This window comes from Mycoplana ramosa, assembly GCF_041930185.1.
GTDB lineage: Bacteria > Pseudomonadota > Alphaproteobacteria > Rhizobiales > Rhizobiaceae > Mycoplana > Mycoplana ramosa.
Map to the genome: position 1 here is coordinate 195,802 of NZ_JBHEEW010000007.1, position 20,007 is coordinate 215,808.

Annotated in this window: 14 protein-coding genes and 1 tRNA gene; 9 read left to right on the forward strand and 6 right to left on the reverse strand. The window is 62.6% G+C overall.

Going from position 1 to position 20,007, the window contains the following annotated elements; genetic code table 11:
- Positions 1 to 27 precede the first annotated feature (27 nt).
- Positions 28 to 171, forward strand: coding sequence for a hypothetical protein (locus tag JNC62_RS11310; protein ID WP_374838786.1), 144 nt, complete (start codon positions 28 to 30; stop codon positions 169 to 171).
- A gap of 44 nt (positions 172 to 215) precedes the next feature.
- On the opposite strand, the gene JNC62_RS11315 is transcribed toward JNC62_RS11310, so the two are convergent.
- The 3 genes from JNC62_RS11315 to aceA form a co-directional block, all read right to left on the reverse strand.
- Positions 216 to 1,292 (reverse strand): helix-turn-helix transcriptional regulator, encoded by a 1,077-nt coding sequence (locus tag JNC62_RS11315; RefSeq protein ID WP_374838788.1) that lies wholly within the window; start codon positions 1,290 to 1,292, stop codon positions 216 to 218.
- A 173-nt stretch (positions 1,293 to 1,465) separates the two neighbouring features.
- Positions 1,466 to 1,705, reverse strand: coding sequence for an SMc00767 family acetate metabolism repressor (locus JNC62_RS11320; protein ID WP_374838789.1), 240 nt, complete (start codon positions 1,703 to 1,705; stop codon positions 1,466 to 1,468).
- Positions 1,706 to 1,832: 127 nt separating this feature from the next.
- On the reverse strand, positions 1,833 to 3,122 hold the full coding sequence (gene aceA / locus JNC62_RS11325) for an isocitrate lyase (protein ID WP_374838791.1): 1,290 nt from the start codon (positions 3,120 to 3,122) through the stop codon (positions 1,833 to 1,835).
- 241 nt (positions 3,123 to 3,363) lie between these two features.
- Between aceA and JNC62_RS11330 the strand changes: the two genes are divergently transcribed.
- The 5 genes from JNC62_RS11330 (at position 3,364) to JNC62_RS11350 (ending at position 9,034) form a co-directional block, all read left to right on the forward strand.
- The gene (locus JNC62_RS11330; protein ID WP_374838793.1) at positions 3,364 to 4,779 is read left to right on the forward strand and encodes a helix-turn-helix domain-containing protein; all 1,416 of its coding nucleotides are present in this window, start codon (positions 3,364 to 3,366) and stop codon (positions 4,777 to 4,779) included.
- Between the two features lie 179 nt (positions 4,780 to 4,958).
- Positions 4,959 to 6,065 carry a polyamine ABC transporter substrate-binding protein gene (locus JNC62_RS11335; RefSeq protein WP_374838795.1) on the forward strand — a complete coding sequence of 369 codons (1,107 nt, stop codon included), beginning with the start codon at positions 4,959 to 4,961 and terminating at the stop codon, positions 6,063 to 6,065.
- A gap of 93 nt (positions 6,066 to 6,158) precedes the next feature.
- A complete protein-coding gene (locus tag JNC62_RS11340; RefSeq protein ID WP_374838796.1) occupies positions 6,159 to 7,298 on the forward strand; it encodes an ABC transporter ATP-binding protein in 1,140 nt (379 codons plus the stop codon).
- A 3-nt stretch (positions 7,299 to 7,301) separates the two neighbouring features.
- Positions 7,302 to 8,213 carry an ABC transporter permease subunit gene (locus JNC62_RS11345; RefSeq protein WP_374838798.1) on the forward strand — a complete coding sequence of 304 codons (912 nt, stop codon included), beginning with the start codon at positions 7,302 to 7,304 and terminating at the stop codon, positions 8,211 to 8,213.
- A gap of 2 nt (positions 8,214 to 8,215) precedes the next feature.
- Positions 8,216 to 9,034 carry an ABC transporter permease subunit gene (locus tag JNC62_RS11350; RefSeq protein WP_374838800.1) on the forward strand — a complete coding sequence of 273 codons (819 nt, stop codon included), beginning with the start codon at positions 8,216 to 8,218 and terminating at the stop codon, positions 9,032 to 9,034.
- A gap of 147 nt (positions 9,035 to 9,181) precedes the next feature.
- Here JNC62_RS11350 and JNC62_RS11355 read toward each other — a convergent pair whose 3' ends face one another.
- Entirely contained in the window at positions 9,182 to 11,017 is a 1,836-nt protein-coding gene (locus JNC62_RS11355) for an AsmA family protein (protein ID WP_374838802.1), read from the reverse strand.
- A gap of 166 nt (positions 11,018 to 11,183) precedes the next feature.
- Between JNC62_RS11355 and JNC62_RS11360 the strand changes: the two genes are divergently transcribed.
- Positions 11,184 to 13,136 carry an acetoacetate--CoA ligase gene (locus tag JNC62_RS11360; RefSeq protein ID WP_374838804.1) on the forward strand — a complete coding sequence of 651 codons (1,953 nt, stop codon included), beginning with the start codon at positions 11,184 to 11,186 and terminating at the stop codon, positions 13,134 to 13,136.
- 275 nt (positions 13,137 to 13,411) lie between these two features.
- Here the strand turns inward: JNC62_RS11360 and JNC62_RS11365 are convergent, their stop codons facing one another.
- On the reverse strand, positions 13,412 to 14,986 hold the full coding sequence (locus JNC62_RS11365; protein ID WP_374838928.1) for an ABC transporter permease: 1,575 nt from the start codon (positions 14,984 to 14,986) through the stop codon (positions 13,412 to 13,414).
- Positions 14,987 to 15,246: 260 nt separating this feature from the next.
- A complete protein-coding gene (locus JNC62_RS11370; RefSeq protein WP_374838806.1) occupies positions 15,247 to 18,834 on the reverse strand; it encodes an ATP-binding protein in 3,588 nt (1,195 codons plus the stop codon).
- A 235-nt stretch (positions 18,835 to 19,069) separates the two neighbouring features.
- Here JNC62_RS11370 and JNC62_RS11375 point away from each other — a divergent pair, with 235 nt between their 5' ends.
- Both JNC62_RS11375 and JNC62_RS11380 read left to right on the forward strand, forming a co-directional pair.
- On the forward strand, positions 19,070 to 19,519 hold the full coding sequence (locus tag JNC62_RS11375; protein WP_374838808.1) for a phasin: 450 nt from the start codon (positions 19,070 to 19,072) through the stop codon (positions 19,517 to 19,519).
- A gap of 165 nt (positions 19,520 to 19,684) precedes the next feature.
- Positions 19,685 to 19,761 (forward strand) — tRNA-His (locus JNC62_RS11380).
- The last annotated feature ends 246 nt before the right edge of the window (positions 19,762 to 20,007 follow it).

Consider the following 20,007-nt stretch of genomic DNA (forward strand, 5'->3'; position numbering starts at 1 on the left):
CCCGTATCTCGTAAACGGAGTCACGCCATGCCTGCAGACCGCCGCCGTCCCGTCGCCCGTGCCATCGCGATCGCCGCCGCCGAAAACCATCGTCGCCGCGCCATCCGCCTCGCCTTCAATTGCGCTGCGGCTTCGATGCTGCTGGCGGTATTGGCCGTCGCGGTTATTTAGTCGGCGGCGATCCGCGCCCGGCGGTTCCCGGGCCGGCACGGACCTCATCGCATCAGCATCGCGACCAGAGCCGCCTGTGAGTTCACATGCAGTTTTGCATAGATGCTCTTCAGACGGGTGCGGATCGTTTCGTAGCTGACGCCGTCGGCGAGGGCCATTTCCTTCGGCGTAAGGCCCGACAGCAAGCCGGAGGCAATCCTGGCTTCTTTTCGGGTCAGCTTGAAGGTCTCCATCAGGCGTTCCTGACGAACGTCCGAACTGCCCGTGGTCATCGGCTCCACGATGACGGCCACGGTCGGCCCGTTTAGCAGCTCACGCATGGGATCGGATGTCATGCGGATCAGCGTCAGCCGATAGAGGATGTCGTCGCTGCCCTTGACCGTCATGACATGCGGCTCGGACTGGCCTGCGTCGCGCGAGACCAGTTGATCGAGTTTTTCCGTCGCCTGCGGCAATTGAAAGCCGAGGCGGCCGCTGGCCGCCAGGCGGATCGGTGCGCCGTTCGCAAGCATCTGCTTGGCGCTGTCGTTCAAGGAGCGGACCAGCCGATTTTCCGATACGTAGATCAGGCCGATCCCGACTGCGTCGAACAATTCCTGTCCGGCTTGGCCGGGCGCCAGCGTGACGTCGGCCTTGCGCACGAAATCGACCATCCGTCTGAGGTGCGGGGAGAGCGCCGTGTAAAGTTCGGCGGCGCGCCGGTTGACGGCGGTGTCGAGCGAGGAAGTGCAGGTGAGCAGAAACAAGGCGTGCGTTGGTTCGCGGATCATCGTGACGCCGACGGCGGTTTCGCAGTTGACCTGTCCTTTCAGCCAATCGTTGTAGAATTCGGTTCTGATCAGCTGATCGCGCGGCACAAGGTCCTCGCTGATCACCCCCTGACCCACAGGAACCTGCATGTTGTGGGGGAACCAGGGATTCACCGACGCAAAATGGTTCGAGAACTGATCGATTTCTGCGTCGCTGAATCCGGACGTAAAGAGCAGATGAGATGAGGTGCAATTGTGATAGTGCAGCGCCGTCTTGCCCCCGGGCAGGGTGGATGCAAGACGGTCTAGAAAGTCCTGCCAACTGCACTCGCCGAAAAGACAGCCGTAGACGAGGTCTGTCAATTCAGCCAAATCCGCCGTCTCACTTCGCAGCATCGCCCACCTGCCGTTACGTGAGGCGGACTATGGCACAACCATCGCGATAAGCAAGAGGGGCGCCAATGGTCGTCATGCGTGCAAAGGAAGAAGGCCGGTCGAGCCGGCCTTCCATTCCGATACAGTTGATGAAGATGTGCCGGCGGCTGTCAGCCCCTGCCTTGGGTGACGATGACCGGGATCAGCAGGTCGCCCCAATTGCCGCCACCGCCGTGGTGGCGGGCGGAGCGGACGAGTTCGACCGAGACGCCGGCATCGACCGCCTTCATGACGGCCTGGTTCAGGCGGTGGAGATCGTTTGCCACCATGCGGATCGCCGCCTGTTGGTCGGGCGTCATTGCCGAGGATTGCTCTTCGGCGCGTTCCTTGACGCGGGTCTGGACAGTCATGGCATTTCTCCTCTTACGGGGTTCTTGAACGGGAAGTTTTCTCCGCCCGCGGCACTGCCACGCAGCGGAGGCGTAGGCATGCCTCTCTCCCGCAGACGGGAGAGAGCAAGTTCGCGGCGTTTGCCGATCACTCCGCAGCCGGGCGGAACTGATCCGTCTCGGTCGATTCCTTCATCGCCGTGGTCGTCGACTGACCGCCGGAGATCGCCACCGAGACGGCATCGAAGTAACCGGTGCCGACTTCGCGCTGGTGTTTGGTTGCGGTGTAGCCGTTCGCTTCCGCGGCGAATTCAGCCTGCTGCAGCTCCGAATAGGCGGCCATCTGGCGATCCTTGTAGCCGCGCGCCAGCTCGAACATGCCGTAGTTCAGCTGATGGAAGCCGGCCAGCGTGATGAACTGGAACTTGTAGCCCATCGCCCCCAGTTCCTTCTGGTACTTGGCGATCGTTGCATCATCCAGGTTCTTCTTCCAGTTGAACGACGGCGAGCAGTTGTAAGCCAGCTTCTTGCCGGGATGGGCCTTGTGCACGGCCTCCGCGAACTTGCGGGCCTGCTCGAGGTCCGGCTTGGAGGTTTCCATCCAGATCAGGTCGCAATAGGGTGCGTAGGCGATCGCGCGGGCGATGCACGGTTCGATCCCGTTGCGCACCTGGTAGAAGCCCTCGACCGTGCGGCCGGCATCGTAGTCGACAAACGGCCGGTCGCGTTCATCGATGTCGGAGGTCAAAAGCTTGGCCGCTTCCGCATCGGTGCGCGCGATGATCAGCGTCGGCGTTCCCATCACGTCCGCAGCAAGGCGGGCAGCCGTCAGGTTGCGGATATGGGCCGCAGTCGGGATCAGCACCTTGCCGCCGAGATGGCCGCATTTCTTTTCCGACGCCAGCTGGTCCTCGAAATGCACGCCGGCAGCGCCGGCCTCGATGAAGGCCTTCATGATCTCGAAGGCGTTGAGGGGGCCGCCGAAGCCCGCTTCGGCGTCGGCGACGATCGGCGCGAACCATGTGTCGACCGAAAGCCCCTTGCCTTCCTGCGCCTCGATCTGGTCGGCGCGCTGCAGCGTGCGGTTGATGCGCTTGGCAAGCTCCGGTGCGGCATTGGCCGGGTAGAGCGACTGGTCCGGATACATCGCGGACGCGGTGTTCGCGTCGGCGGCAACCTGCCAGCCGGACAGATAGATCGCCTTCAGGCCGGCGCGGACCATCTGCATGGCCTGGTTGCCGGAAAGGGCGCCGAGCGCGTTGACGAAGTCTTCCTCGTGGATCAGCTTCCACAGACGGTTGGCGCCCATTTCCGCCAGCGTGTACTTGATCTGGACGGAGCCGCGCAGACGCTTCACATCGTCCGCCGCATAGGGCCGTTCGATGCCGTCGAAGCGGCCTTGCGGTGCGGTCGGGACGAGATTGTAAAAATCAGTCATTGTGGTCTGCCTCCATCGGATCTGTCATCGGGCTTTTACTCCCTCATTCGGAGTTTGCGCCGCGTTTTGATGTAGGAATGTTTACATCGCGACGCACAAATCCGCGAGGATTATCGGGAAAGCGCGACAGGGAAACGGGTTATCATGTGTTGCTCTTCACATGATCCTCGTGTAAATCTGTAAAGATAGTAAAAGCAACGCTGGGTGCGATTACCGCTGCGAATGTCAAGGGATTGACAAAATGGCCGAGAACAAGATCTTCGCGGGGCCGAAGGTCCGTCGCATCCGCAACACGCTTGGCCTCACCCAGACGGCAATGGCGCAGGCCCTTTCGATCTCGCCGTCCTACCTCAATCTGATCGAGCGCAACCAGCGCCCGTTGACGGTGCAGTTGCTGTTGCGGCTCGCCTCCGTCTACAAGGTCGACCTGGAGGACCTGCAGGGCGAGGCGAGCGGCATTGCGCGGCAGCTGCGGGAGGTCTTTGCTGATCCGCTGCTGGCCGGAGAACTGCCCGGCGACCAGGAACTGGTCGAGGTCGCCGATGCCGCACCGAATGTGGCCGGTGGTATCCTGAAGCTCTATCGGGCCTATCGCGAACAGGCGCTGCGGCTGTCCGATCTTGCCGAGTTGCTGTCTCGCGAAGGCCGTGCCACATCGCTTGCCGGCGCGCGCTTGCCCGTGGACGAGGTGCGCGAGAAGCTCGAGCAGCGTCCCAACTATTTCGACGGGATCGACGTGGCGGCGGAGCGCTTTCACGAGGCGCTGGCGCCCGCAGACGATCTTATGGGGGCGCTGAGGGCGTGGTTGAAAAGGGAGCACGGCGTGGTCGTGCGTCTCCTGCCGATCCATGCCATGCCGACGCTCCGCCGACGCTTCGACCGGCACTCCATGCGACTTTTCCTCTCCGAGCGTCTGTCCATGCATGACCAACTGCGGGAGGTCGCGATGGAGGCCGTTCAGATCGTCCTGCAGGACGAGATCACGGCGGAACTCGACCAACTGGGGCTGTCAGGCGGCGAGGCGCGCCGCATCGCTCGCTTCGAGCTGGCGCGCTATGCGGCGCACGCGCTGATGATGCCGTACGAGAGCTTTTGTAGTGCCGCGCAACGGGTGCGCTTCGACATCGATGCCCTTCGATCGCGCTTTTCCGTTTCCTATGAGCAGGCGGCAAACAGATTGACGATGCTGCAAAGACCCGGGCGGCCGGCAATCCCATTCTTCTTGCTGGAGATAGACAATGCCGGGCATCGTTTGCGCAGAGCCGGGGCGCAAGGCTTCCCGCAGGCCCGTTTCGGCGGCGGCTGCCCGAAACTGAATATCCATGCAGCCTTCGCCCAGCCCGGGCAAGTCATCGTTGATCGTGTGGAGATGCCGGATGGCGCGGCTTTCCTCCTCGTTTCCAGGACGCTCGAAGGTCCGCAGTCGGCTTTCGGCGAGCGGGTTCGCCGCACCGCGCTGTTGATCGGCTGCGACGCCGCCATGGCTGCCGAGACGGTGTACGGGGAGGCGGTCGGACAATGTGCTCCGATCCCGGTGGGAACCGCATGCCGCCTGTGCGAACGGCAGGGGTGTCTGGCGCGCGCTGAGCCGCCCGTGACGCGCCCGCTTGGGCTGGACGAGATGGTCGCGGGCCTCAGCCTTTTTGATTTTCAGTAAGATTCTGCTTGCATTCCGAGGCGGATGCGATTTCAAATATGATAGGAAAGGTCGAAATGTGATACCAATGTTGCGACGAATTCTTCACGTGAGAATGATGCTTGTCGCGCGTCGGAAAAAAAACATAATTGACAATCGACCGCCCCACGGGAACCGACAATTATTGAAAACTGGGAGCCATGTTTATGAAAAGACGTAATCTTTTGGCGACGGCCGCCGTTGCGGTAATATCTGGCGTTGCCGGCCTTCCAGCCATGGCGCAGGAACGGGTGGTGAATGTCTACAACTGGTCCGACTACATCGATGAGTCGATCCTGTCTGACTTCACCAAGGAGACGGGGATCAAGGTCGTCTACGACGTTTTCGACGCCAATGAAACGCTGGAGGCGAAGCTGCTCACAGGCGGGACCGGTTACGATGTCGTCGTGCCGACCAACACCTTCCTGCAGCGCCAGATTGCAGCCGGCGTCTATCAGAAGCTCGACAAGTCGAAGCTGCCGAACCTGAAGAACATGTGGGACATGATCAGCGAGCGCATGCAGACGTTTGATCCCGGCAATGAGTACTCGATCAACTACATGTGGGGCACCGTCGGCATCGGTTATAACAAGGCCAAGGTCAAGGAAGCCCTAGGCACCGACGAAATCGACAGCTGGAAGGTGATCTTCGATCCGGCAAATGCCGAGAAGCTCAAGGATTGCGGCATCAACATGCTCGATTCGCCGACCGACATCATCCCGGTCACGCTTGCCTATCTCGGCCTGAATCCCGACAGCCATGACCCGGCCGACGTCGCCAAGGCCGAAGAAGCGCTCGTGAAGATCCGGCCGTTCGTGCGCAAGTTCCATTCGTCCGAGTTCATCAACGGCCTTGCAAACGGCGACATCTGCATCGCGATCGGCTGGTCGGGCGATATCTTCCAGGGTCGCGACCGGGCTGCAGAAGCCGGCAATGGCGTCGAGGTGGGTTATGTCATCCCGAAGGAAGGCACGCAGATGTGGTTTGACCAGATGGCCATTCCGGCAGACGCGCCGCACGTCGAGGAAGCACACGAGTTCCTGAACTACATGATGCGTCCGGAAGTGATTGCCAAGGCCTCCACCTACATTCACTACGCCAATGGCAACAAGGCTTCGCAGGCCGTTCTCGATCCGGAAATCGTCAACGACCCGACGATCTATCCGAACGAAGCAACGCTGAAGAAGCTTTTCACCAACACGACGCTGGACGCCAAGACGCAGCGGCTGTTCACCCGAACCTGGACCAAGATCGTAACCGGTCAGTAACCGGCTCGAGCCCAATTGCCCGGAAGCGTCGCTCTCCGGGCTTTTTCATTTCGATCGCGAAAAAACTGCCAAGAAACGAGATGGGGACAGGCAATGAAGTCTCTCGGTAATATCCGTCGCGCTTTCACGCCGTGGACGGATCCGAATGAAAAGCCGTTCATAACGTTCCGCAATGTCACGAAGAAGTTCGGCGATTTCACTGCCGTCGACGATCTCACGCTGAACATCTACAACCGTGAGTTCTTTGCCCTGCTCGGAGCGTCCGGTTGTGGCAAGTCGACCCTTCTGCGTATGCTTGCGGGCTTTGAGCGGCCGACCTCGGGCGAGATCATCCTGGACGGCCAGGACATTGCCGCCATTCCGCCCTACAAGCGGCCGGTCAACATGATGTTCCAATCCTATGCGCTGTTTCCGCATATGACAGTGGAAAGCAACATCGCCTTCGGCCTCAGGCAGGACGGCATGCCCAAGCCCGAGATTGCCGCGCGCGTTGCGCAGATGCTGAAGCTGGTCAAGCTCGAACAGTTCGCGAAACGAAAGCCGCAACAACTGTCCGGCGGCCAGCGCCAGCGTGTGGCGCTGGCGCGATCGCTTGCCAAGCGACCGAAGGTTCTGCTGCTCGACGAGCCGCTCGGCGCGCTCGACAAGAAGCTGCGGGAAGAAACGCAGTTCGAGCTGATGGACCTGCAGCAGGAGCTTGGCCTCACCTTCGTCGTCGTCACGCACGACCAGGAGGAGGCGATGACCATGGCCGACCGGATCGCGGTGATGAGCCACGGCAAGGTCATCCAGGTGGCAACGCCGGCAGAAATCTATGAGGCGCCGAATTCGCGCTTCGTGGCGGACTTCATCGGTGACGTCAATATTCTGGAAGGCAAGGTCAAGAGCGTTGGAACTGGCAGGATCGAGATCGCCGGCGACGATTTCACCGTGCGCGCCCTGAGCGATGCAGCGCATTCGCCAGGCGCCAACGCCGCATTTGCCATCCGCCCCGAAAAGCTCAAGGTCAGCCGCTCGGCACCTACGGATCCGACCGTCAACGCCGCCGAAGGCGAGGTCTGGGACATCGGCTACCTTGGCGACATGACCGTGCTGCGCATCAAGCTGCCGAGCGGCAAGGTGCTGAAGACCTCGATGCTCAATGCGCAGCGCGAGGTGGAAAACCCGATCGGCTATGACGAGAAGGTCTGGGTCTCTTTCGCCGAGACCGCCGGCGTCATTCTGAGGGATTGAAGCATGACCAAGCTCGGATCTGCCATCTTCCGCCGCCTGGTCATCATCATTCCCTACGCCTGGCTGCTGTTCTTCTTCCTGGTCCCGTTCGCGATTGTTTTCCGGATCTCGCTGTCGACCACCGCGGTCGCCCAGCCTCCCTACGTGCCGGTCTTTTCGCTGGCCGACGGCCTCGCCGGCATCTGGGCGAGCCTCCAGCAGCTGAGCTTCGACAACTTCATCTGGCTGACGGAAGACGCGCTCTATATGAACGCCTACCTGTCGAGCCTGAAGATCGCAGTCATATCGACGTTCCTGACGCTGCTCATCGCCTATCCGATCGCCTATGGCATGGCGCAGGCCCCGCGCAGCTGGCGCCCGACGCTGCTGATGCTCGTCATCCTGCCGTTTTGGACCAGCTTCCTGATCCGCGTGTACGCCTGGATTGCGATCCTTAAACCGGAGGGGCTGCTCAACCAGTTCCTGCTGGCGACCGGCGTGATCGGTGAACCGCTGATCATCCTCAACACGAACACGGCCGTCTATATCGGCATCGTCTATTCCTATCTGCCCTTCATGGTTCTGCCGATCTACTCGGCCCTGGAGAAGATGGACCATTCGCTGATCGAGGCCGCGCAGGATCTCGGCTGCCCGCCCATCACCGCCTTCTGGAAGGTGACGTTCCCGCTGTCGCTTGCGGGCGTCGTGGCGGGCTGCATGCTCGTCTTCATCCCGGCCGTGGGCGAGTTCGTCATCCCCGACCTGCTTGGCGGCTCGCAGACGCTGATGATCGGCAAGACGCTGTGGACCGAGTTCAACGCCAACCGTGACTGGCCGGTTTCGGCGGCGGTGGCAACCGTGCTCCTGCTGATCCTCGTCGTTCCGATCGTCTTCTTCCAGAACGTCCAGGCCAAGACCGAAGAGCAGGAAAGATAAGCATGGCTAGGTGGTCCCGCTTCAACATTGCCTCTGTCGTCCTCGGCTTTGCCTTCCTGTATCTGCCGATCATTCTGCTCGTTGTCTATTCGTTCAACGAGTCGAAACTCGTCACCGTCTGGGCCGGATTCTCGACGAAGTGGTATGTGGCGCTATTCCAGAACCAGGGCCTTCTCGACGCGGCCTGGGTGACGATTCGCGTCAGCCTCATTTCCGCCACCGTCGCGACCGTGCTCGGCACGATGGCGGCGATCGCACTCGTTCGCTACACACGCTTCCGCGGACGGCTTCTCTTCTCGGGAATGGTGTACGCGCCGCTGGTCATGCCGGAGGTCATCACCGGTCTGTCGTTGCTGCTGCTGTTCGTTGCGATCGGCTTCGATCGTGGTTTCTGGACACTGACGCTCGCGCACATCACCTTCACGATGTGCTTCGTGGCCGTGGTCATACAGTCCCGCCTGCTGTCGTTCGATCGTTCGATCGAGGAGGCGGCGCTCGATCTGGGGGCGACACCCTTGCGGACCTTCTTCGAGGTGACGCTGCCGATCATCGCACCGGCCGTGTTCTCGGGTTGGGTGCTCGCCTTCACCCTGTCTCTCGACGACCTGGTGATATCGAGCTTTACGACGGGTCCGGGCGCGACGACGTTGCCGATGAAGATTTATAGCCAGGTACGCCTGGGCGTCACGCCGGAGATCAATGCCGCGTGTACGATCCTGATCGGCTTCGTAACGGTCGGCGTGATCATCGCATCGATCACGACGAAGCGCCGTGAACTGCAGCGTCAACGCGACGAGCAGGCGGCTTTCGCCGGGCGTTGAAGCAATTTCCCGCGTTGGGAACCGTCTTCAGGGCCGAGTAGGCGAAGCAAGAAACTGAAGAGCTGTCGCCCAAGCCTTCCAGCGGTCTTGGGCGACAGCTGACTGTGAAAGTGCAAGTGCCGCGCGGCGAGGCCGATGCACTTGCACTCAGTTTGCCGGGCTTTGCAACAGCAGCGCCATCGGCGAGATGACCGGCGTTGGCCACGCACCGCCGACGAGGAAGTTGATCGCCGGCTTGACGACCGCCGCGTCCGGCAGGGCGCGTTCGACGAGCGAACCTGCCAGCGCAACGTTGCCATTGCGGTATGGAACCGTTCCCGACACCGCGAGGATCTTCTCCGGCGTCTCGAAGGACGCCCTGGTCAATTCCACGATGCCGCCGTCCACGTGGCCCTCAACGGTTGCCGTCGTGAATTCGAACGAGCCGCCGGCCGCGTCCTTCATGTTGAAGCGGGTGTTGCCTTGAGCCATCTGCTCGAAGGCGGGCTGGTCGAAATCCGCAATGGCGCCCTGGTCGAAGCTGAGCTTGAAGGTGCCGGTCAGGTCGGCCTTGTCGAACGGCTGCAGCCGTTCGGTGAAGAGGTCGATTTCGGCGCTTCCGCGCCCTGTCGGAACCGGCCCGGAGAGACCGGCCAGGCTGATGATTTTTCCGAGATCGACGTTTCTGAGTGACAGCCGGGCCTCGCCGCCTTGGATCATCTCCTGACCGCTGACCGCGATCCGGCCGTTGATGCTTCCGCCCAGCAGCGTCCCTTCGCCGATGTCGAGCGACGCCTGACCGTCCGTGGCGCGGATACCGGCGGCGAGATCCGTCAGCATCAGCGGTTCCAACGCAGCCTCCCTCGAGGAAAGGCGCAAGTCCAGGTTGATCGCGTCCACCACTGCCGCAGCATCTGGCGACGGCTGTTTGTCGCCAATCGCAGACGGCGCATAGGCGGCGACCATGGACAGCAGGTCGATCCGGTCGAGCGCCAGCGTTCCTCCGATCCTCGGGGACGCCCGTGGTGGGAGGCTGATATCGAGCACCCCGGTTGCATTTGAATCCTGTATTGCCAGCAAGAGATTGGCGATGTGCGCCGTGTGGCCGCTGGTCTTGACCGTTCCCTCAAGGGTGACCTGCCCCAATTGTCGTGCGGGTGGGAAGTTCATCCCGCGCCATGCAAGGAGATTTCCGAACGACGGGGTTTCTAGCCTGATCCGCCCCGTGGCGAAGGCGTCGCGCGAGAGATTTGCCACCCCCTCGAAATCGAACCTGAGAAGATCGGAGACGAGGGAAGTGCGCACGGTTGCGTTCTGCCCGTCGAGCAGATCTGCGGGTTCGTCTGCGGTCAGCCTCCAACTGGCGACCTGGCCATTGACGATCCCTTGCAGCTCGATATCGAGATCGGAATGGATCGTCGGCCACTCTATCGTACCTTCGACGTTCGCAATGCTGTAGTGCGCGGCTCGTGTCAGGTCGTCGACGACGATCGTGGCGTCGCGCAAGGCGAGCGTGCCGAAGTCGGGCACCATGTCGGCGTCGCCCGGCCCCCGGCGCGGGCCGGCGGTCCCGGTGCCCGGGTGCCAGTTCAGTTTGCCGCTTTCGTCCCGGCGAAAATGAACGGTGGGCCGAAAGAGTTCGATATCGCCCAGGTCGGGTTTGCCGAACAGCGAGCCGACAAGGCTGAAGTCGACGGAGATACGTTCAGCGGTCAGAAGATCCGGGCCTTCGGTGCCATCCGTGTCGAGGCTGCGCAGCTGTGCGCGCGTGAAGCCCATCTGGGGATGAGGCCAGAAGGTGAAGCTGGGTGTGCCGGAGAAGCTCAAGCGGGCACCCGTCCAGGCGGCAAGCTTGGCTTCGATTTCACGCTCCACCCGATCCGCTGAGACAATGCTCGGGCCGACAAGACGCAACACCAGCGCAAATGCCGCCATTGCCAGGAACAGCCGCAGCAGGTTTTTTGGAAGGAGAGGGTTGAAGCGAATCATCTCATCGACTGTCAATTGTCCATCGGCGGGCGCGCGCCCGTCCGCCCTCGGGATAGGCGTTCAGTGGCAGGAAATCAAATGCGGATGGGGATGAAGATGCCGCTTATGCACGCGCTTGAGGCCTTGCCGGCTTTATATTGCGAGGCGACATGATACAGACGTCACTGGAGTGGAGGAAGCAATGATCCAGGAAAAGCCGCTTTGGGAGCCGTCGCGCGAGGTGCTGGAGAAGAGCCCGATGGCGCTCTTCATGAAGGCCTGCGGGGCGCGGGCCGGCCGCAAGTTTGACGGATACGACGCATTTCACGCATGGTCGGTCGAGGACCGTGCGGCATTCTGGTCGGCCGTCTGGGACGATTGCCATGTCATTGGCGACCGCGGCGAGCGTGCACTCGTCGGCGATGACCGTATGTTGGATGCCCGCTTCTTTCCCGATGCCACGTTGAACTTTGCGGAAAACCTGCTTCGCAACACCGGCCGTGACGACGCGCTGATTTTCCGCGGCGAGGACAAGGTCGCCTATCGCTGGAGCTGGGATGAGTTGCATGCCCAGGTGTCGCGGCTGCAGCAGGCCTTTGCTGCAATGGGGATCGGGGTCGGCGACCGCATTGCGGCGATGATGCCGAACATGCCCGAAACCATCGCCTGCATGCTGGCCGCCGCGTCGATTGGCGCCATCTGGTCCTCCTGCTCTCCTGATTTCGGCGAGCAGGGCGTTCTCGATCGCTTCGGCCAGATCGCGCCGAAGCTGTTCATCGCCTGCGACGGCTACTGGTACAATGGCAAGCTTCAGGATGTCGGCGCCAAGATCAAGGCTGTGTCCGCAAAGCTGGGCGCACCGGTTCTCGTCGTTCCCTATGCTGGCGATGCCGTCGCCGCCGCGGCCTCGGTGGAGAACGGCAAGACGCTCGCCGATTTCGTCGCCCCCTATGCCGCAGCGCCCGTAACCTTCCGCCGCCTGCCGTTCGGCCACCCGCTCTATATCCTCTTTTCGTCCGGGACGACGGGCGTGCCCAAATGCATCGTCCATTCCGCCGGCGGCACCCTGCTGCAGCACCTGAAGGAACACCGCTACCACTGTGGCCTGACGGACGGCGAACGGCTTTTCTACTTCACCACCTGCGGCTGGATGATGTGGAACTGGCTGGTTTCCGGGCTTGGCGTCGGCGCTACGCTCTGCCTGTTCGACGGCTCACCCTTCTATCCGGACGGCAACGTTCTGTTCGACTATGCCGCAGACGAAGGCTTTGCGGTGTTCGGGACGTCGGCGAAGTACATCGACGCCGTGCGCAAGGCGGGGCTGACGCCGCGCACCAGCCATGACCTCTCGAGATTGCGCCTCCTGACGTCGACCGGTTCCCCGCTGTCGCCGGAGGGCTTCAGCTTTGTCTACGAAGGCATCAAGCCGGACGTCCAGCTCGCGTCGATTTCCGGCGGAACGGACATCGTTTCCTGCTTCGTGCTCGGCGTGCCGCTGAAGCCGGTCTGGCGCGGCGAGATTCAGGGGCCGGGGCTTGGTCTTGCCGTCGACGTCTGGGACGAGAACGGACAGCCGGTGCGCCAGGAGAAGGGCGAACTCGTCTGCACCAGGGCCTTCCCCTCCATGCCCGTGATGTTCTGGAACGATCCGGACGGAGCGAAGTACCGCGCGGCCTATTTCGAGCGCTTCGACAATGTCTGGTGCCACGGTGACTTCGCCGAATGGACCGCCCACGGCGGCATCGTCATCCATGGGCGTTCCGATGCGACCCTGAACCCGGGCGGCGTTCGCATCGGTACGGCCGAAATCTACAACCAGGTCGAGCAGATGGAAGAGGTGCTCGAGGCCCTTTGCATCGGCCAGGACTGGGAAGACGATGTGCGTGTCGTCCTGTTCGTCAGGCTGGCGCCCGGCATCGCGCTCGATGAGGCGTTGGCGAAGGCGATCAAGACCCGCATCCGCACCGGCGCCTCGCCGCGCCACGTGCCGGCGAAGATCGTTGCGGTTGCCGACATACCGCGCACGAAATCGGGCAAGATCGTCGAACTCGCCGTGCGCGAGGTCGTTCACGGGCGTCCGGTCAAGAACAAGGAGGCGCTGGCCAATCCGGAGGCTCTGGAACTCTTCGCCAACCTTGCCGCGCTCAGGGAGTGAAGGATTCACGGGCCAGCAAGCCTCTGACGGCGTTAACGATTTAGAGCTGGCCGGATTAACCAACTTCAACAAGATGTGAACGCAGCCGGCGGCTTGCAGGTTGGGAAGTAAGGATTTGTTAAGGCCCGGACGGCCATGGTCAACCTGACTTGAGCGCGTCCAATGTGAGGACGATTTCGGCGGCCCGGCCGCCCTCATGGCATGACGTCGTATCCTGACGCTTTAGTTGGACAGCATCTGATTGTTGCGGGCGGCCGAAAGGTCGCCCTCTTTTTTCAACCGCCTTTGTTCAGCGATCGCGACACCAGGAAGACCGGCACCAGGCCGGCGGCAACGATAATGATGGCCGCAACCGACGCATCCTCCACCTTGGCCCGCGACGCATCCTCGTAGACGAGTGTCGCAAGCGTATTGAAGTTGAAGGGGCGCAGCATGATCGTCGCCGACAGTTCCTTCATCGATTCGATGAAGACGAGCAGCGCCGCCGTCAGCGTCGCCGGCCGCATCATCGGCAGCAGAACGGTTCGCAATGTCTGGGCGCTTGTTCGTCCCAGGGTGCGCGCAGCCATGTCGAGGTGCGGCGACAGCTTGTGAAAGCCCGCATCGATCGTACCCTCGGCCATGGTGAGGAACCGAACGGTGCAGGCGTAGATGATGGCAAAGCCGCTGCCGGAAAGAAGCAGCCCCGTCGAGAAGCCGAACCAGTCACGCGTCAGGCCGGCGATACCGTTGTCGAGCCGGGCGAGCGGGATCAGTACGCCCATCGCCAGCACGGTTCCAGGAACGCCATAGCCAAATGAGGAGAGGCGTCCGGCGACCGTGGTGAACGGAGATCGGGCCGCGCGCGTCGCATAGGCGAGCAGGAAGGCGAGCAGGACCGCGACGCAGGCCGTCGAGAACGAGATCAACACGCTGTTCCAGAGCGCCGACAAAAGGCGCAGGGAGAGAAACTGGTCCAACCGCTTCAGCGCATAGGAGCCGAGCACGAGCACGGGTATGGCAAAGCCGAAGAGCGGCGGAAGCAGGCACGCCACCGTTGCGGCCCATCGCTTCCAGCCCCTCAAGGGGAGACGGACCTGGTCGGCGACCGCCGCCGTCGTCTTGCTGCTGGTGAAGCGTTGCCTGCGACGGGCGGCGCGCTCGACGAAGAGCAGGGCGACAACGAAGAGGAGCATGACGCAGGCGATCTGCGCCGCGCCAGCCAGGCTGCCGCGGTTGAGCCAGGTGTCGAAGATCGAGAAGGTGAGCGTCTGCACGCCGAGGTATTCGACCGCACCGATGTCGTTGAGGGTTTCCATCGCGACCAGCGTCAGGCCGACCATGATCGCCGGTCGTGCCATCGGGATCTGCACCTTGGTGAAGACCGCAAGCGGACCGGCCCCGAGCGTGCGCGCCACGTCGGCGGCGGCGCGTCCCTGCATCAGAAACATCGCCCGCGCGGCCAGGTAGATGTAGGGGTAAAGCACGCTGCCCAACACCAGCACGGCGCCGCCTGTCGTGCGGATTTCCGGAAACCAGTAGTCCCGGCGGGTCGTGAAGCCGAAGACGGCTCGCAATGCCGTCTGTACCGGACCGGTGTAGTCGAGGAATTCGCCGAAGGCGTAGGCCGAGAGATAGGAGGGAATGGCCAGCGGCAGAACGAGCAGCACCGAAAGCAACCGGCGCAGCGGAAATTCGCAGCTCGCCGTCAGCCAGGCAGTGATCACGCCAGTGATCGCCGTCGCGGCAGCAACGCCGGCAAGCAGCAGCAGCGTTCGCAGCGTCGCGCGCGGCAGGACGTTGTGGAACAGATGCGGCCAGTCACTTCCCGATCCGCTGGCCGCGATCAGAACGATCGCGATGATCGGCATGAGCACGATGAGGGAAGTGAAGAGGGCGGCGCCGACCAGTGTGCGATGTGCATTTGCACCTGGTCTGTTGCGATCGCTTCCAAGGGTGAGACGAGCAAATACTTGCAACGCTATTCTTCCTCGCGGCCTTTCTGCATGGACCATCCAGTCGCGCAGAGGTGGCTCGCCTGCGGCATCGTTGACCCCGGGGCGCTGCCTTGCTGGCGTTTCCTATAGAGGGTCGACTTGCCCCGTGCGTATTCCGAAGTAGCGCAATTGTTTCAAACTGCCAACACGCGCGGCGAGGGAAAGGTAACTTCGACGAGCGTGCCTTCGTTGGGGCTGGAACTGATGGCGAAGTTCGCACGGTTGGCGTCGACCATGGCCTTGGTCAGCGGCAGGCCGAGGCCGGTGCCGTCGCCGCGCTTGCGAGCGCCCGTCGTCACCTGCCGGAACGGCTTCATGGCCTGCTCCAGCTCGCTCCGCGTCATGCCGACGCCGGTATCGCGGATGCGCAGCACGACGCTGCCGTTGGCCTCGTAGGACGTCGACACGACGATCTGGCCTCCGGACGGCGTGAAGCGAATGGCGTTCGACAGGATGTTGAGGGCGATCTGCTTGATCGAGCGCAGGTCGGCCACGACCGGGGGCACGGCTGTCGACAGCGACGTGCGAATGATCACGCGCTGGCTGTTCGCCTGCGGCTGCACCAGCGAGACTGCTTCCGAAATGGTTTCGTTCAGGCCGACGGCGGTGAAGTCGAGCTCCATCTCGCCGGCCTCGATCTTGGAGATATCCAGCAGGTCGTTGACGATGTCGAGCACATATCGGCCGGACCGGCCGATATCGTTGGCGTATTCGATGTAGCGCGGGTGGCCGATCGGACCGAAACGCTCGTTCGCCATCATGTCGGAGAAGCCGATGATCGCGTTCAGGGGCGTGCGGATCTCGTGGCTGACCCGGGCCAGAAAATCGCTCTTGTGGGCGTTGGCGGTTTCAGCCGCCCGCTTGGCGTTGCGCAGCTCTTCCTCGGTGCGCTTCCATTGCGTGATGTCGCGAATGACGGCGCAGTAGCCGCTTTTCGAGGAAAGCCGCCCCATCGTCATGAACAGCGGAATGAAGCCGCCGGAGGATTCGCGGCCGATCACCTCACGCCCGTCGTTCAGCACGCTTGCCACCCCGTGGCCGGAAAGGCCCGCGAGATAGTCGAGCACCGCCCGTTGGCTCTCGTGCGCGAACAGCGCGGCGAAAGGCTTTTCGCGGATTTCCTCCTCGTCGTAGTTGAAGAGCGCACTGGCCGAACGGTTGATCGAGCGAATTTCGCCCTCATGGCCGACAATGACGACTCCATCTGTCGCGGTTTCAAGGATCGAGCGCAGCTCGGTTGCCTCGTCGCGCAGCGCCTCCAGTTCCTCCTGATCGATCATCTGGGCCGTCAATTCCGGCGTCTCGGTTGTGACAGCGTGCCCGGTGGCCGCCGCAGTCGCCGTCGGCATAATGGCCATCATCAATGCCGTGCCGCTCTCCCAGCGCACGGATTGCAGCCGGGCATTGACGGTCACGGTGCTCTCGCCGTCGGCGTGACGGAGCAACATCGTTCCGGAATGTTGCCGCTCGTTGGAGTCCGGCTGGTCGAGCAGAACGTCCAGGCCGCCTGCCTGCTCCAGCTCGGCCAACGATCCGAAGCCGGTGAGGCCAAGGAACTCCGGGTTCGCGTGGATCAGCCTGTCGCCGGCATGTATCAGCAGTGCGACAGGGAGAGCGTCGACGATTGCGACGGTCAGGCCATCCTCCATCGCGGTGCGCGGCGGCGCTATGGAGACGCTTTTTGTGGACAGATCATTCGCGTGCTCACCGACCTCGAGGCCCGGTATCTCATCCTGGTCGTCAACGGGAACACCAGTCGGTGCGGGAGATGCAGCATCGCTGTTGCGCCCGGTGGTGCGCGTGTCTGGCGCTTCTTCGGCTCCGTATGTGGTGGGCGTGGCCGGCTGCAGATCGGTTTGACCGGCGACCGGCATGTCCTCCGGCTTGCGCTTGCCGAAGGATTCCCCGAGCTGCCGGGCGATCTCCCGAAACGCTGCCTGCTCGCCACTTGAAAGACCACCGGCGCGGCCGCGCCGGCCCTCCAACTGGACAATCTTGTCCGATTGTTGCTGTGCTGGCGCTTCTACCAGCCGCAGCGCCGGCCGCTCGCCTCGAAACTCATCCTCCGGCTCAGCCGATACAGCGCCGGCCGCCCACCCCGTCGATGGCTCCTGCGTGTCGGCAGGTTCTTCTTCGAGCTCCTCCGCCAGCAGCTCGTCCAGCACGGATGGTGCAGGTGCAGGTGGTCGATCATCATCGTCCGGTTCTGCGAATGCCGGCAAAACCGCGCTGTCGGCTGGCGTTTCCGCCGGCTTGACGACCGCGAGCTCGGCTTCGACCGCCTGTGCCGTCGCCTCGGCGGCGCCCGACAGCTCGAGGCCGCGCGCATGTGGATCCGCGACGGCATCCGTGATCCGCACGATGCCGAAGCCGCGGAAACCATCGAATTCACGATCGCGCGAATAGGTCGGAAGCGCTGCGAGATCGACCGGCACCACCATGCTCGTGCCTTCGACCGGCCACTGAATGGTCTTGCCCGACCAGGTGTCGCGACGGCGCAGCAATTCGGCAATGGTGCCGTCCGTGTCGAAGTCGAAACGGCGCGCGACGTCGACAAAAGCTTGACCGACCACATCGGCGGAACGGGGGCCGACCGCCTGGGCAAACTCGCCGGAGATTTCGCTGAACTTGCCTTCGGCATCGATCTTCCAGACGAAGCGAGCAGGGCGGGCCGCGGGATTGAAGATGAACGGCGCTGCCTCTGGCACTGCCGGTTCAGGCGGCTGAGCCGGCGTCACGTCGAGCTTGTGATCCGCTGCAACGATCTCGGCATCGCTGTCTGCCGCCGCCCGTCTGGCTTCTGCTTGTGCGCTGTTGGAAGTCTCCGCCTCAACCTCGCGGCGGCCGGATTGCGCATCGCTTGCCGGCGGCTCTGATCGCATGGCGGTGGCGCCGATCGTCGGCGTCTCCTGGTCGCGCTGGGAAACCTCAGGCGCGGCCTCAACCGGGACGGTCTCGGTCGGGACTGTCTCGGCCGCGCGCGCGGATGCGCCGTCGCCGCTGCCCCATGAGGTCGACGGGGCTGAGGCGGCCGCATCCTGGTCCGCGTCGAGGTGTCCGAGAATCGTCTCAACCGCAAACAAGAGGTTGAGCTCGGGCGCGAGCGAAACGCGGCCGAGCGCTGCCGGCAGCAGCCCCTTGCCCGTGGGAACCGGTCGCTTCACCAGCCCGTCGCCCTCGCGGCGCGCGGCCTCGATCATCCGTCGGCGCGCGTCCTCGCTGATGCCGAGCGCTTCAAAGCCGGGAGAGGCGGCGACGATGGCGCCATCGCCATCGAGAACCGCCATATGGGTGTCGGGATCATCGAAGCCGGCAAGCATGGATGCGGCGCGAGCGGCCGCTGGCTCGTCCTTCGACGCGACCGGCGTGCTGAACAGGATCGCGTCTTGCCGACCCGCGAGCGCGATGCGTTCGACATGGGCATTGACAGGCAGGCCGCGAAAGCCGGAGCCGATGCGAAGCAGCAGGTTTCGACCAAGGCCCCGATGGGGAAGCTGACGCGCGGCAGCCGCAAGCTGGCGAAAGACGACGTCGGTGGGCACCGATGCATCGAGAAAATCATAGATTGAAGCATAGCCGAACAGGGCAGCACCACGCCCGTTCGCCCACAGCACGTTCTTCATGTCGACTGAAAACAGCACCACCGCTTCGCCACGGGCAAACGGCAGGCGCACCCGCTCGTGCACGGCGACATCGATAAAGGGGTACTGATGAGCGGACATCGGCAGCCTGTCATGGGTTCCCGGCGGCGGCTTCCACCGCACGCTTAATGCTTTATTAATAACGACCCGGTTTCGGCCGGTCCAGCGCCGCCCCCCATGCCCCCTGCTCTTTTGGCGGGCAGGGTTAACATTGTGCATCGCACAAATATGTTGCAATGCACAAAAAATCTTGCTATAGACCTCCCATCACGCAATTCGGTACCTCGTGACGAGGGCCACATCAAGGATGATTGAAATGGCTGCCAAGAAGACCGATGACGTATTTTCCATTGCCGCTTTCGACCCGGCTAAACTATCCGAGAGCTTCCGCGAGTTCGCTGAAAAGGGTGCGTCGCAATCTAAGGACGCCTACGCCAAGCTGAAGACCGCTGCAGAAGACGCAACGAAGGTCGTCGAGGCGACGTTCGAGAATGCCCAGGCCGGGACCGCAGAACTCGGCCGTACCGCCATCGAGGCGCTGCGCACCAATGCGGAAAGCTCGCTTTCGCACATGGAAGCGCTGCTCGGCGTGAAGTCCGTCTCCGAATTGTTCGAGCTCCAGACGGCGTTCCTGCGCAAGCAGGCCGAGGTCGTCGTCGAGCAGGCCAAGAGCATGCAGGAAGCCACCAGGAAGGTTGCCGAAAAGGTCGCCGAGCCGGGCAAGACGGCCGCCGAAAAGGCACTGAAGACCTTCAAGGCCGCCTGACCATCGTCGTTCATCTACCCTGCGTGCCGTTCGATCCGAGCGGGCCAGGACCAAAAAGGGCTGGACGCATCGTCCGGCCCTTTTTAATATGGAACGACCAACAAGGGGCTTGCAATCAGGGCGGCGTGCCCGTATGTGAGCCCCCAAGCGCGAAGCGCTTACAGTGCGGTTGTAGCTCAGTTGGTTAGAGCGCAGGTTTGTGGCACCTGAGGTCGTAGGTTCGATTCCCACCAACCGTACCATTCTCCTTCAAGGAAAATCAGCTGTTTGCAGGGCCTAGAGAAGCCCAAACCCTTCCAGAGTACCGTCTTTGCCGACACGCCATGCTGATCCGACGGGTCGTGGCTCATGTGCGCAGGTCATTTCGCGAGCCTGGCGAAGTGCGAGGTCTTGTTACAGACCGTTACAATTTTGCGAACACTTTGACGGACGGGTCATGCAAAGATTGCATGACGGTGGTGTATTCGGTTCCGTCATGCAGTGGGGAA

Bases quoted from the DNA above. Each gene is read 5' to 3' on its own strand.
- JNC62_RS11320 (WP_374838789.1), bottom strand. From the start codon at position 1,705: ATGACTGTCCAGACCCGCGTCAAGGAACGCGCCGAAGAGCAATCCTCG.
- JNC62_RS11330 (WP_374838793.1), top strand. From the start codon at position 3,364: ATGGCCGAGAACAAGATCTTCGCGGGGCCGAAGGTCCGTCGCATCCGC.
- JNC62_RS11360 (WP_374838804.1), top strand. From the start codon at position 11,184: ATGATCCAGGAAAAGCCGCTTTGGGAGCCGTCGCGCGAGGTGCTGGAG.
- JNC62_RS11345 (WP_374838798.1), top strand. From the start codon at position 7,302: ATGACCAAGCTCGGATCTGCCATCTTCCGCCGCCTGGTCATCATCATT.
- JNC62_RS11310 (WP_374838786.1), top strand. From the start codon at position 28: ATGCCTGCAGACCGCCGCCGTCCCGTCGCCCGTGCCATCGCGATCGCC.
- JNC62_RS11375 (WP_374838808.1), top strand. From the start codon at position 19,070: ATGGCTGCCAAGAAGACCGATGACGTATTTTCCATTGCCGCTTTCGAC.
- JNC62_RS11370 (WP_374838806.1), bottom strand. From the start codon at position 18,834: ATGTCCGCTCATCAGTACCCCTTTATCGATGTCGCCGTGCACGAGCGG.
- JNC62_RS11335 (WP_374838795.1), top strand. From the start codon at position 4,959: ATGTTTATGAAAAGACGTAATCTTTTGGCGACGGCCGCCGTTGCGGTA.
- aceA (WP_374838791.1), bottom strand. From the start codon at position 3,122: ATGACTGATTTTTACAATCTCGTCCCGACCGCACCGCAAGGCCGCTTC.
- JNC62_RS11350 (WP_374838800.1), top strand. From the start codon at position 8,216: ATGGCTAGGTGGTCCCGCTTCAACATTGCCTCTGTCGTCCTCGGCTTT.
- JNC62_RS11340 (WP_374838796.1), top strand. From the start codon at position 6,159: ATGAAGTCTCTCGGTAATATCCGTCGCGCTTTCACGCCGTGGACGGAT.
- JNC62_RS11365 (WP_374838928.1), bottom strand. From the start codon at position 14,986: ATGCCGATCATCGCGATCGTTCTGATCGCGGCCAGCGGATCGGGAAGT.